Origin of the sequence: Maribacter sp., from assembly GCA_020629415.1 — a bacterium.
GTDB lineage: Bacteria > Bacteroidota > Bacteroidia > Flavobacteriales > Flavobacteriaceae > Maribacter > Maribacter huludaoensis.
This window is the reverse complement of record JAHDDL010000007.1, coordinates 64,290-76,909: the sequence shown is the minus strand read 5'-3', so window position 1 is coordinate 76,909 and position 12,620 is coordinate 64,290. Positions and strand designations below refer to the sequence as shown.

Sequence of the window (12,620 nt, the reverse complement as noted above, 5' to 3'; positions counted from 1 at the left end):
TCATAATTAAATTATTTATTTTGATTCAACGGTCTGCGCTTGCATACGTTGTAATTCTTTATCAATCTTTTCAATCAAATCCGTAGCCTCTTTATCAAACTTAGATTCAGGAAACTGCTTCATTAAGGCAGCATGAGCCGCTTTGGCATTCTTTAAACGTTCTTCCTTTAATTGCTCAAAACTATTAACCGCCATATGGGTTAACGCTTCAACCTTTACAAACATTGCCTCTTCCCTAAAAGGTGAGCCAGGATTATCTGACACAAAATTATCACTAGCAGCTACCGCAGACTTCAGCATGTCATAATTGAATTCACCCAATTTATTATACTGCTTTAAAATCTCAAATGCCTTCTGTTCTTTTTTGGTAGTCAGCTCCTGAGCCATGGCATTTGCTTCGGCATAAAATTCAGATTCAGAATATGTATTAATAAAATTCTGCAATTTTAATAGAGCCTTGTCGGTATCGGTTTGGTCCAAGGAATATTCCGGCGATAGTTTATAAAAGCTTTTAGCTCCTAAGAATGTTGCCTCAACCGCTTTATCACTTTTAGGGTATGATTTTACAAAACGCTCAAACTGGTAGCCTGCCATATTGTAATCTCCACGCTGAAAATAGCTGTTGGACAAAAAGAACATTACACGTTCGCCTTGGGGTTTACCTACATACTTGGGCGCTATTTGCTCAAGCAATCTATTCGCCCTTCTATAATCACCTTCTTCGTAGAAAGTTTCGGCCATGTCATATTTGGCTTTTACATCATCGTTCTTTAGTACTTTTTGGTACTCGCTACATGATTGTAAAGCAATGGCAATCAATAGTATTGAAAAAACTCTCCTCATTTTAAAAAACATTTTGCAAAATTAGTAATTATCAATGGATTTAAAAAACATTTTAAACCAATAAAAATACAGGCTTTACACCACAAGAATGCCCTACTCAATGAAGATTTAACGAATATTTATGCCGGTATACGTATCATAGATTCCATAAAGGATACAATTCTATGTTTTAAGGCATCACTAGCTGTTATTAACGGTAGTCTAACATTTGCATTGGCCAAACCTAGATATTCAAATATAACTTTGATACCTGCCGGGTTGCCTTCTTCAAAAATCAACTTCATGCCATCTTGCATTTTATAATGGTAACTATAAGCTTTTTTGCTATTACCACTTAAGCCCTCATGAACCATTTTAGAGAATTCTTTTGGCAAACCCTGACCAATTACAGAGATAACACCGTCTCCGCCAGCAACAATTGTAGGCAATGCAGTAATGTCATCACCAGAAAGTACTAGAAAACCTTGAGGTCTTGTAGATATTAGTTCTTGCACTTGTACCATATTGCCACAAGCTTCTTTAACCGCAACTATGTTATCAAATTTCTTTGCCAAACGAACCACGGTTTCGGGCAACATGTTACTACCGGTTCTACCTGGTACATTATATAAAATTATAGGTAAGGGAGATGCTTGTGAAAGTGCTGTAAAGTGCTGATAGATTCCCTCCTGGGTTGGGCGGTTATAATATGGTGACACAGAAAGTATGGCATCATAAGCGGATAAATCTGCGGATCGTAATTCTTCAACCAATGCTGCGGTATTATTACCACCAATACCTATAACCAAAGGTAACGCACCTGCATTAACTTCTTCAACCGTACGCATTACCAATTGTTTTTCAGCTTTTGATAATGTTACAGATTCGGCCGTTGTACCCAGTACTACCAAATAATCTATATTACCTTCAATATTGAAGGCCACTACTTTTTTAAGAGCTTCAACATCTACAGATCCATCTTCCTTAAATGGCGTTATTAACGCTACCCCTGCTCCTCTTAATTGTTTCATAACTAAATCTCCTTAAAAATGCCCAAGTACTTTTTCAATTCTTTTTTAAATATTTGAAAGTCCTTTAAAGGCGTATCTAACATTAAATCATTATAAGTTGGCCCTACTTCTGTAAAACCTACTTTTAAACGGGCCTTGGTCTTTACCGACATTAAATTCAATAGTAAGCTATCCTCGTTATAATAATTTACCAATAAATCATATTCACGTCCTAAAAATTCAAGGGCATAACTGTTTTCTATATCACCGTTCCATCCAAGATCTTTATCTGAAAAAACTGGAGTGGCATATGGCGAGTTTTTATCATAAAAACGTTTATATCCAATAATTTTTACGGCATTTGGATGTAAAGAAAACTCTTCTTGAAACTGAAAAAACACTTCAGATTTCTCAAATTTATCCAGATCCACAATACAACCTACAGAACGTATTCCTTTACCCTCACGCATTACAGCAGCTGGTGTTGCCACCAACTGTTTTAATATTTTGCGACCTGATTTCCGCTTAAACTTGTCCTTAATTCCTTTTAAAAACATGTATTTTTACATTTAGACAAATGTAAATAATATCCCCGCAACTATATGGCGAAGTTAAAACACTTTGAGATTTTAAATATAAAACATTATGTTATATTTATAACATTTGTAATTATAGCGTCTTGCAAGAATACTCCGGAACATCTCATTGAGCTGACTGGCAAGCAAATAGCTGTTGATACAAATTATACTTCTATTGACAGTATTCAGCAATTTATTCAGCCGTATCATGATAGAGTAGAAAGCATTTTAGATAGTACGTTGGCCTATGCACCTTTTGTTATTACTAAAACCGATGGAAAATTCAACACCACAGCGGGTAATTTAATGGCGGATATCGTTCTAAGTGAGACCAATCCTATATTCAAGAAACGAACTGGCCATAATATAGATATGGTTTTATTGAACCATGGCGGTATACGCGCTGTTATCTCCAAAGGCAACGTAACTTCCAGAACGGCTTATGAGGTAATGCCTTTTGAAAACTCTGTTGTCGTCGTAGAATTAAACGGCGAATCTCTAATGAAAATGGTTGATTACCTAATAAAGTCCAAAAGAGCGCACCCCATTGCAGGCGCACAGCTTATATTGAATAAAAATAACACGGTCAATACTTTCACCGTGGACGGAAAACCTATTGCTAAAAATAAATCTTATTATGTGGCAACATCAGATTATTTGGTAACCGGTGGCGATAATATGGGTTTTTTCAAAGATGCCATTTCCAAAACGGAAACTGATTATAAAATAAGAAACGCCATGATAGATTTCTTTAGCAAAGTGGACACCCTAGCCCCAAAAGTAGATTTAAGATATTATCAATTACAGTAAAATGGAAAGAAGAAAATTTATAAAAAATACGGCTGCAACCTCTGGTTTATTGACTTTGGGCGGACTTAGTTTAAATTCTTGCAACGTTGCCACAAAAAAACACATTACCATTTTACACACTAATGACGTACACAGTCACGTAGACGCTTTCCCTAACGATCATGCATATTTTCCAGGCTTAGGCGGTTTGGCGCGTAGAGCTGGTTTGGTAGAAAGCATTAGAAAAGAGAATCCGAATACTTTTCTTTTTGATGCCGGTGATATTTTTCAAGGTACACCGTATTTTAACTTTTATGGCGGTGAGTTAGAATTTAAACTAATGAGCATGCTTAATTATGACGCTACCACTATTGGAAACCATGATTTTGATAATGGTATTGACGGTCTATTGGCTCAAATGCCATATGCCAAGTTTAATTTTATCAGTGCTAATTATGATTTTTCGAATACGGTTTTAGACGGATTGACACAGCCTTATAAAGTATATGAAAAAGACGGAATTAAGGTAGGCGTTTACGGATTAGGAATTAAATTGAATGGATTAGTAACTAAACAACTTTACAAGGAAACGGTTTTTCTAGATCCCTATGAATTGGCTACCGATATGGAAACTAAACTTAAAGAAGAAGAAAAGTGTAATTTGGTCATTTGCCTGTCTCACTTAGGATACGAATACAGCACTGAAAAACCAGATGATTTAAAGTTAGCCAAAAGAACTAAATACACGGATTTAATCATTGGTGGGCACACTCACACCTTTCTAGATCGACCTACTGTAGTTAGTAATGCCGTAGAGCGTGATATTCTTGTAAATCAAGTTGGGTGTTTTGGAGTAAATCTAGGTAGAATTGACTTTTATTTTGACAATAGTACTGTTAACGCAAATGGCTATACTATTAAAGTCTAAAAAAGAGACCTATTATGCTTTACTATAAACGTTGTTCTAGTGATAATAAAAACTTTAAGCAATTAGTTGCTTTGCTCGATGCTGATTTGGCATTACGTGATGGCGATGAAAATGCTTTTTACGCACAATTCAACGGTATTGATGCGTTGAAAAACTGTGTTGTTTTTTATTCCGACAAAACACCTGTTGCCTGTGGCGCTTTTAAAAAGTTCAATACAAATTCCGTTGAGATCAAGCGTATGTTCGTAAAACCAGAATTTCGTGGTAAAAGTATTGCCTCAAAAGTGTTATTGGTATTAGAAGAATGGGCAAAAGAATTAAATTACTCCTTTGCAGTTCTTGAAACCGGATTACGCCAGCCGGAAGCCATTGCACTGTATAAAAAAAATAAATACACTATTACCGATAGCTATCCTCCATATGAAAAAATGGAAAATAGCGTTTGTTTTAAAAAGTCATTATAACCTATTATAATTCCTAAAAAGGAGAATTGTCGGTTTACAATTTTCTAAATCAGTATTTTTTGAGTGCAAATTCTCAAAAAAAAGCACCTTTAAAAAACTAGTTTGGCATTTTATCCCTCCCAAAATAATCATATTCGCATTTCTTAGTTCACATTACTTAATTTTATCATAATTAAATGATTTTCAATGAATTAATGATTAAATTAGTTACTCATTCTAAACTCAATATTATGCAAGTAGATTTTTTACAAAAGAAATATTCTATAAAAAACAACCTTAAGTTGAATGCTTTAGAAAAGCCTAATGAATTGAAAAATGGCAGCGAGATGATTTTTGAAAGAAAAACCCAGGTTTTAGGCACACTTTATTAAAATTAGCAGATTGAATGTCGTAAAAACCAAAAGTTTACCAATTCATGAATTAATTGCTGTAATAATCTTTAAAATTGGTTGTCAGTTCTAAAAGCTGGACCAGAAAAAAAAGTTATTACAGCAATTTTTATGTTAATACATAACCGTAATTAACACGTAATCAAAATCCAAAATACTTACCAAGTATCCGTGTAGTAATTTTTTTAATGTGAATTCAACTATCTTCAAAAAGATTTTGACATAATTAAATTTAAATTCTAACGGTTTAATTTAAACACCAAAGGAGTATACTCCCCTTACTCCTTTAAAAAAACTTTCTTGTGGTCAAACCGTAATTCTTTAACGGCTTATTAAAACGCTTCATCCTTTAATTGAAATAGTGTTTTTAAAACATGTATAAATCTGATTATCTATAGTGAACAGAAAATATAACCAATGTTTAAATGGCTTATCATAAACAGATAATACAATAATATTTGGCTATTGTTTTTACTAAAAAATATCAATTCTTAATCACAACATATACACCTTATCTTTAAACAAAAAGTAATGTTAATGTGATTTCAATTAAAACAATAAATAATACTCGCCAGATTGTTTAATTTCACTTCAAAATTAATAATATACTAACACCACAGTAATGAAAATTATAGGCATTGGCAAAAACTATGTTTTAGATAAATCTGAAATTGATGATTTAAAAAATGATGTACAACTAATATTCACAAAACCAGATTCATCATTGGTAACGGATAGCAAGGATGTTGAATTCCCTGCGATTACCAATCAATTGATTTATGAGGTAGAATTAGTTGTAAAAATCGGTAAAACCGCTAAAAATGTTTCTGTAGAGGAAGCAAACTCATACATTTCTGAAATAGGTATTGGAATAGACTATACAGCAAAAGATGTACTTACTGCCAGCAGAGAAAAGAAAGGTCCTTGGGCTTTGGCCAAAGGTTTTGACGGTGCTTCTCCTATTTCTGGTTTTAAACCTATTTCCGATTTTCCCGAATTGGATAACATTAACTTTGATTTAGTCATCAATGGTGAAAAGAAGCAAGTTGGTAACACCGGTTACATTATTTATAACTTTGCCGAAATCATCAGTTTTGTTTCTACTTTTATGACCTTAAATCCGGGCGACATGATTTTTACCGGTACGCCAGCAGTTGGTGCAGGTGAAACTTTTAAAGGAGACCATTTACAGGCTTCCATAGAAGGAGAAATTCTTCTGGATTTTAAAATGATCTAGTTGCATTTATAGCATTATAAGAATCGGAATTACTTAGTAATTCCGATTTTTTTTGCTCCAGATTTATATTTTAAGATTTTTGCTGAGCCTTGAAAGCGGTTGGACTAACACCCACATTCCTTTTAAAAAAGCGGAAAAAACTGCTTATGGACTCAAACCCTAGGTCAAAAGCCAATTCCTTTGTAGTGATTTCGCTTCTGATGAGTTTACGTTTAGCCTCTGTTATCTGTCTTTGCTGTATCACTTGTTTTGCGGTAGGGTTCAACTTTTCTTGAAGCACCTGATTTAATCGTTTTGCACTTATCCCTAATTGATTTGCATAATATTCTGCATTGCTTTCATACTTCAAAGTTCTTGTATCTTCGTTCAAGGAACTTTGCCGATTTTCTAAAATTATAGACCAAAATGAAAATTGATCAAAGGAAATTTTCTAGCCGCTCATCAAGATAAACTTCACAATTACCTTTAACTCTTCGTCTAAAGTAATTGTGGGATATTCTTTATTCGCTAATCTATACCAATATCCTGCATTAAACCGATCACCTTCTTTTCTGTGCAAATAGGCATGCAACCAACTACCAAGTTCATTGTGCATATCTTGGGCAATATTATGAGAAGCTTCCCAATCGCCTTTGGCATCGTACCATGCAGCTTTTAGTCCGTTTGACCAGTCTTTTGGCACATTGGTGAATTCCAAACTCTTTTCAAATTCAAGATAGGTCTTAGGTATCATTTTACGACACTTTTAATCAATTTTTCAACGGTTAAGCCTTGTCCTATTATCGAGAATACCACAACTATGTAGGTTATCACTAAAAAAGCATCTCTATGCATGTCATCTGAAAGACCTAATGCCAATGCTATAGATATACCACCGCGCAATCCTCCCCAGGTCATTACCAAATTGGTCCTTGGCACAAAATCCAATTTCTCTTCAAAGAATTTAATAGGAAGCATTAATGAAAGATAGCGACAAAGTAATACTAGCGGAATTGCCAATAAACCTGCAATAATATATTCTGTTTTAAATGTCAGTACCAGCATTTCCATCCCTATCAATACAAATAACAAGGTATTCAACAGAATATCTAAAAGCTCCCAAAATTTATCTACATAGGTCTCCGTGGTCTCTGACATGGCAGAATCGCGAACGGTGTCGTTACCAACTACCAAACCAGCAGCCACCATTGCCAAAGGTGCCGATAAATGGAATTTCTGCGCTATCAATGTACCTACCATTACCGTTGCCAATGTTATGATTACCTCTATATCATAATCGTCAATGGATCGCATTAATTTATACGTTCCCCAACCTAGGGTCAGACCCAATGCCAACCCGCCAATTACCTCAACCCCAAATAGTTCTATAATATGTAATGGAGATACAGCTACCTCTGTTGCAGATGCCAGTTGAAATATCGTTAAGAATACAACAACCCCTACCCCGTCATTGAACAATGATTCTCCCACAATTTTGGTTTCCAACTTTTTTGGTGCACCGGCCTTTTTTAATATTCCCAAAACGGCAATAGGATCTGTTGGTGATATAAGAGATCCAAATAACAAACAGTAAATAAAATTGATCTGCATACCCAACAACTGCAACAAATAATACATACTGGTCCCCACTAAAAAGGTAGACACCAAAACACCTAATGTTGAGAATACCAGTATAGGCCAACGTTGTACTTTCAGCTGTTCAAAATTGGTATGAAGCGCCCCTGCAAATAACAGGAAACTCAACATAATATCTAGCAGCACCGTTTTAAAATCTATCTGTGTAATAATGTAACGCTCTGCGTTTATTAACGTATCGTCTACATAGCCAATAGCAAATACAGCCAAAGTAAACACAATTGTAATCAACATTAAGCCAATACTATTGGGTAGTTTTAAAAAGCGGGCATTTATATATCCAAAAATTGCCGATAGAAAAACAAGTACTGAAATTATTGTAAAAATATCCATAATGATCTATGCTAACATGTTTATAAAATCTTGCTCACTAATAATGGGTATACCCAGTTTTTCTGCCTTTGCAAGCTTACTAGGTCCCATTTTATCTCCCGCAACCAAATAACTAGTTTTAGAAGATATAGATGATCCAACTTTACCCCCGTTATCCTCTATTTTCTTTTTAAGCTCATCTCTACTTAAAATCTCAAATACTCCGGAAACCACAAAAGTATTACCCGCCAAGGTATCGGTCTGGTTTTGTAACTTTTCTTCAGATATTGATAATTGCACGCCAAAACTTCGCAATCTCTCTATGGCATCTATATTCTTCTCGTTCGCAAAAAAGTCGATGACACTTTGCGCTATGCGCTCCCCTATCTCATCTACAGAAGTTAAATGCTCTAATGTAGCTTCTTTTAAAGCATCTATGTTTTTATATGCTTTTGCCAATTTCTTAGCCACGGTCTCGCCTACAAAGCGAATACCTAAAGCAAACAACACACGTTCAAAAGGTACTTTTACAGATTCCGCTACTCCGTTTACTAAATTCTCGGCAGACTTCTCCGCCATTCGTTCTAAGGGTAAAACATCTTCTTTGGTGAGTTTATATAAATCGGCATAATCGTCTATCAACCCTTCTTTAAACAGTAATTCTACCGTTTCCCCTCCCAAGCCTTCAATATCCATTGCCTTTCTAGAAATGAAATGCTGAATTCTACCGGTTATTTGTGGCGGACAACCGTACTCATTTGGGCAATAATGTTTCGCATCACCCGCTGTACGAGTAAGCTCGGTACCACATTCTGGACATTCATGAATATATTCCGTTGGTTTGGAATCTGCCGGTCTTTTCGTGAGATCAACCGCTATAATCTTGGGGATAATTTCTCCTCCTTTTTCTACAAATACGGTATCACCTACCCTAATATCCAATTTTTCTATTTGGTCCGCATTATGTAACGATGCTCTTTTTACCGTAGTACCTGCCAATAATACCGGTTCTAGATTGGCTACCGGGGTTATTGCGCCTGTACGCCCTACCTGATAGGTTATTTCATTTAAAGTGGTAAAAACCTGTTCTGCTTTAAATTTATACGCCATTGCCCATCGCGGGGCTTTTGAGGTAAAACCAAGCTCTTCTTGGTTTTGAAGGCTATTTACTTTTATCACAACACCATCGGTTTCGTAAGGTAACTCATGGCGTTTTACATCCCACTCCTCAACAAATGCCATAACTTCATCTGTAGTTTTACAAAGTTTGGCAACAGTTGGCACTTTAAAGCCCCATTCTCGAGCTTTCTCCAACATATGAAATTGAGAGTCAATATTCAGGTTTCTACCTACAATACTGTACAGCAAACAATCTAATGGTCTCTGTGCAACCACACTGCTATCTTGAAGTTTTAAACTGCCCGATGCCGTATTTCGCGGATTCATATACGGCTCTTCTCCATTGGCAATGCGTTCTTCGTTCATTTTCTGAAATCCGTCGAACGGTAATACTATTTCTCCTCGTATATCAAACTTATCTGGATAATCCCCTTTTAACTGGAGCGGAACCGATTTAATGGTTTTTATATTATTGGTAACATCATCCCCCTGAATTCCGTCACCACGGGTAACCGCTCTTACCAGTTTACCTTGTTCATAAGTTATACTGATAGATGCGCCATCATATTTTAACTCGCAAGTAAATTCAACAGGTACGTCTCCCAAATTACGCTGAATACGTTTCTCCCAATCCTCTAAATCTTCTTTAGAGTATGAATTGTCTAAAGAGTACATTCTATGTTCATGAACTACGGTTGCAAAATTCTTGGTGATCATACCACCTACACGTAATGATGGTGAACTGGCATCATAAAATTCAGGATGTTTAGCTTCCAAATCCTGTAATTCTTTCAATTTCATATCGAATTCATAATCTGAAATGGTCGGGTTATCCAACACATAGTAATTGTGATTATGCTCTCGCAACTCTTTTCTTAGTTCTTCAATCTTTGCCTTCATAATTATTAAAGCTGTTCTTTATTAATCCATTTTGGTGTAGGCAATGGTATATAGTTTTCCATTTTATGCAATAATGTTTCTATAGTATCATCTACCAAAATAGTATTTAAATGTTCTTTTTTAACAAATCCGTTTTGTACCATGTCATGCATCATTTGCAATAGGGAATCGTAAAAACCATTGGTATTCAAAATTCCTATGGGGTATTGGTGCAACCCAAGCTGCGACCAAGTCAACATTTCAAAAAACTCTTCTAAAGTACCAAATCCTCCAGGGAGCATTATTATTCCGTCAGATAGTTCATGCATTTTCAATTTGCGTTCATGCATATTTTGGGTGACTATCAATTCCGTCAACCCCTCATGAACTACTTCTTTTTTCTTTAAAAATACAGGAATTACCCCTATTACCTTTCCTTTATTATTTAAAACGCCTTCGGCAATTTTACCCATAATGCCAATTTTGGCTCCTCCATATACAAGTTGTATACCTTTCTTTGCAAAAGTCTCTCCCAGTTCATATGCTTTTACGCCATAATCAGAAACAATACCTTCACTACTACCGCAAAACACTACAATACTTTTCATTTTCTTATTCCTTTTATCATACGGTCATTACCAAACATATCTGGTCTTAATTCGATAGTCCTAAAATTAGATTTTTGCAATATTTGTTTAGTTTCTTCTCCTAAATACTGATTGATTTCCAAATACAGACAACCATTTTTATTCAAGTGTTCAGATGCAAAATTTACAACTGCCTTGTAAAACTTTAACGGGTCTTTATCTGGAACAAAAAGTGCCAAACTTGGCTCATGGTCTATTACATTATTTTGCATTTCTGCTTTTTCCAATTCGCGTACATATGGCGGATTGGAAATAATAATATCAAATTTTTGATCTAATTCTTTTGCTGCCGTTTTAGAATGTAAGGACAACATATCCGCCTTAACAAAGGTAACATTTGCACCAAGCGTTCTATTGTTTTCTTCAGCAACCACTAGGGCTTGTGGCGAAACGTCCAACGCATACACTTTAGCATCCGCCAGATTTTTATCTAAAGAAATAGGAATACAACCGCTACCCGTACCCATGTCTAAAATAGTTAAAGATTGATTTAGTTCTTTAACATCATCCAAAATCCACCGAACCAATTCTTCGGTTTCGGGTCTAGGTATCAACACATGCTTATTAACCTTAAAATCTAAGTCCATAAAATGGGCAATACCTGTAATATGTTGAATAGGTTTATGTAACTTCAATTCGGACAACGCCTTAAACAAGATAGTCTCTTGTTCTTTTTCTATATTAAGATTAGGTTGTAACGCCAATACAAAACGCTCTAATTCAAAATAGTGCTCAATAAGTAGATAGAAAAAGCTGTTTACTTCATCTTTACCATAGATAGCGTCCAATTCTGCATGAAAAATATTCTTTACCTCTTTTAACAGCACAATTACAATGTTTTAAGCATAAATACAGGACAGGAATAATGACCGGTATCCCCCATACGGGCATCTATATATTCAAAGCCCATTTTCTTATACAATTTTTGTGCAGCTTCCATATAGGGCATTGTCTCCAAATAACAGGCATCAAAACCATATTCCTTGGCTTTATCCAAACATACATTGATCATTTTATGACCTGCCCCTTTGCCTCTTGCTTCTTGCAAAAAGTACATTTTCTGAAGCTCACAAACATTACCGTTGTAATTATCTAGTTGTGCAACACCGGCACAGCCTAAAATTGAACCATTTTCTTCGATCACAAAATAAGTGGCCTTGGGTTTATTATAATGCTCATACATGTTATCCAATGAAGGGTCTTCATAGGCCGTGCCCACTTTTGGCACTCCCAAATCTTCCAACACCTGCCGTATTACCCTAGCAACTTGCGGGTTATCTTCCTTTTTAATTTCACGTATCACGACATTTTCCATATGAACTATGCAATAGGTTTTAAAGTACTATTTTTGAGGTGTGAAGATACGTGATATGCGTATAAAGGTAAAGTTTGATGTCCATTAATAATCTTGATTCTACAAATACAATACCATCTCAATCAAAGGCATTTTCTGCAGATGAGAGATATATGCAACGGTGTATTGAAATTGCAAAAAACGGATTGGGTACTACAGCGCCCAACCCCATGGTAGGTGCAGTAATTGTGTATAATGACACAATTATTGGTGAAGGGTTTACCAGTGCTTATGGTGGTTCACATGCCGAGGTGAATGCTATAAACTCGGTAAAAGACAGTACGCTACTCAAAAATGCTACTATTTATGTAACCTTAGAACCTTGCTCTCATTATGGCAAAACCCCACCTTGTGCGGATTTAATCGTAAGAATGGGAATACCTAAGGTTGTCATTGGGTTAAAGGACCCTCATGAAAAAGTAGCCGGTAATGGTATAAAAAAATTGAAAGCGGCGGG

16 protein-coding genes are annotated in these 12,620 nt (G+C 35.6%); 6 read left to right on the top strand and 10 right to left on the bottom strand.

Annotation, left to right across the window (positions count from 1 at the left end; all coding sequences use genetic code 11):
* Positions 1 to 15: 15 nt before the first annotated feature.
* From QZ657_RS04795 to QZ657_RS04785, 3 genes are all read right to left on the bottom strand, one after another.
* The gene (locus QZ657_RS04795; protein WP_291960564.1) at positions 16 to 843 is read right to left on the bottom strand and encodes an outer membrane protein assembly factor BamD; all 828 of its coding nucleotides are present in this window, start codon (positions 841 to 843) and stop codon (positions 16 to 18) included.
* A 119-nt stretch (positions 844 to 962) separates the two neighbouring features.
* Positions 963 to 1,853, bottom strand: a complete 891-nt coding sequence (gene dapA, locus QZ657_RS04790; RefSeq protein ID WP_291965305.1) for a 4-hydroxy-tetrahydrodipicolinate synthase — start codon at positions 1,851 to 1,853, stop codon at positions 963 to 965.
* Positions 1,854 to 1,855: 2 nt separating this feature from the next.
* Entirely contained in the window at positions 1,856 to 2,389 is a 534-nt protein-coding gene (locus QZ657_RS04785) for a DUF6913 domain-containing protein (RefSeq protein ID WP_276472306.1), read from the bottom strand.
* A 45-nt stretch (positions 2,390 to 2,434) separates the two neighbouring features.
* Here QZ657_RS04785 and QZ657_RS04780 point away from each other — a divergent pair, with 45 nt between their 5' ends.
* The 5 genes from QZ657_RS04780 (at position 2,435) to QZ657_RS04760 (ending at position 6,217) form a co-directional block, all read left to right on the top strand.
* Positions 2,435 to 3,220 carry a 5'-nucleotidase C-terminal domain-containing protein gene (locus tag QZ657_RS04780; protein ID WP_291965303.1) on the top strand — a complete coding sequence of 262 codons (786 nt, stop codon included), beginning with the start codon at positions 2,435 to 2,437 and terminating at the stop codon, positions 3,218 to 3,220.
* Between the two features lies 1 nt (position 3,221).
* Positions 3,222 to 4,127, top strand: coding sequence for a bifunctional metallophosphatase/5'-nucleotidase (locus QZ657_RS04775; protein ID WP_291965301.1), 906 nt, complete (start codon positions 3,222 to 3,224; stop codon positions 4,125 to 4,127).
* Between the two features lie 14 nt (positions 4,128 to 4,141).
* Positions 4,142 to 4,591: a GNAT family N-acetyltransferase gene (locus tag QZ657_RS04770; RefSeq protein WP_291965299.1), complete on the top strand. Its 450-nt coding sequence runs from the start codon at positions 4,142 to 4,144 to the stop codon at positions 4,589 to 4,591.
* A gap of 230 nt (positions 4,592 to 4,821) precedes the next feature.
* The gene (locus tag QZ657_RS04765; protein WP_276472302.1) at positions 4,822 to 4,962 is read left to right on the top strand and encodes a hypothetical protein; all 141 of its coding nucleotides are present in this window, start codon (positions 4,822 to 4,824) and stop codon (positions 4,960 to 4,962) included.
* Between the two features lie 640 nt (positions 4,963 to 5,602).
* Positions 5,603 to 6,217 carry a fumarylacetoacetate hydrolase family protein gene (locus QZ657_RS04760; RefSeq protein WP_210706346.1) on the top strand — a complete coding sequence of 205 codons (615 nt, stop codon included), beginning with the start codon at positions 5,603 to 5,605 and terminating at the stop codon, positions 6,215 to 6,217.
* Between the two features lie 70 nt (positions 6,218 to 6,287).
* Here QZ657_RS04760 and QZ657_RS04755 read toward each other — a convergent pair whose 3' ends face one another.
* The 7 genes from QZ657_RS04755 to QZ657_RS04725 are packed head-to-tail and all read right to left on the bottom strand — an operon-like array spanning position 6,288 to position 12,124.
* A complete protein-coding gene (locus QZ657_RS04755) occupies positions 6,288 to 6,587 on the bottom strand; it encodes a helix-turn-helix domain-containing protein (protein ID WP_291965298.1) in 300 nt (99 codons plus the stop codon).
* 60 nt (positions 6,588 to 6,647) lie between these two features.
* Positions 6,648 to 6,950, bottom strand: a complete 303-nt coding sequence (locus QZ657_RS04750) for a hypothetical protein (RefSeq protein WP_276472299.1) — start codon at positions 6,948 to 6,950, stop codon at positions 6,648 to 6,650.
* Positions 6,947 to 8,185, bottom strand: a complete 1,239-nt coding sequence (locus QZ657_RS04745) for a cation:proton antiporter (RefSeq protein ID WP_291965296.1) — start codon at positions 8,183 to 8,185, stop codon at positions 6,947 to 6,949. The genes QZ657_RS04750 and QZ657_RS04745 overlap by 4 nt, the downstream gene beginning before the upstream one ends.
* A 6-nt stretch (positions 8,186 to 8,191) precedes the next feature.
* The gene (gene ligA / locus QZ657_RS04740; RefSeq protein WP_412759651.1) at positions 8,192 to 10,183 is read right to left on the bottom strand and encodes an NAD-dependent DNA ligase LigA; all 1,992 of its coding nucleotides are present in this window, start codon (positions 10,181 to 10,183) and stop codon (positions 8,192 to 8,194) included.
* A gap of 5 nt (positions 10,184 to 10,188) precedes the next feature.
* Positions 10,189 to 10,770, bottom strand: a complete 582-nt coding sequence (locus tag QZ657_RS04735) for a TIGR00730 family Rossman fold protein (protein WP_291965295.1) — start codon at positions 10,768 to 10,770, stop codon at positions 10,189 to 10,191.
* Positions 10,767 to 11,636, bottom strand: coding sequence for a peptide chain release factor N(5)-glutamine methyltransferase (gene prmC / locus QZ657_RS04730; protein WP_291965293.1), 870 nt, complete (start codon positions 11,634 to 11,636; stop codon positions 10,767 to 10,769). The genes QZ657_RS04735 and prmC overlap by 4 nt, the downstream gene beginning before the upstream one ends.
* 2 nt (positions 11,637 to 11,638) lie before the next feature.
* A complete protein-coding gene (locus tag QZ657_RS04725) occupies positions 11,639 to 12,124 on the bottom strand; it encodes a GNAT family N-acetyltransferase (protein WP_058102977.1) in 486 nt (161 codons plus the stop codon).
* Positions 12,125 to 12,276: 152 nt separating this feature from the next.
* On the opposite strand from QZ657_RS04725, the gene ribD reads away from it, so the two are divergent.
* Positions 12,277 to 12,620: bifunctional diaminohydroxyphosphoribosylaminopyrimidine deaminase/5-amino-6-(5-phosphoribosylamino)uracil reductase RibD (ribD, locus tag QZ657_RS04720; RefSeq protein WP_291965349.1), on the top strand; the 344-nt coding region annotated here is incomplete at its 3' end.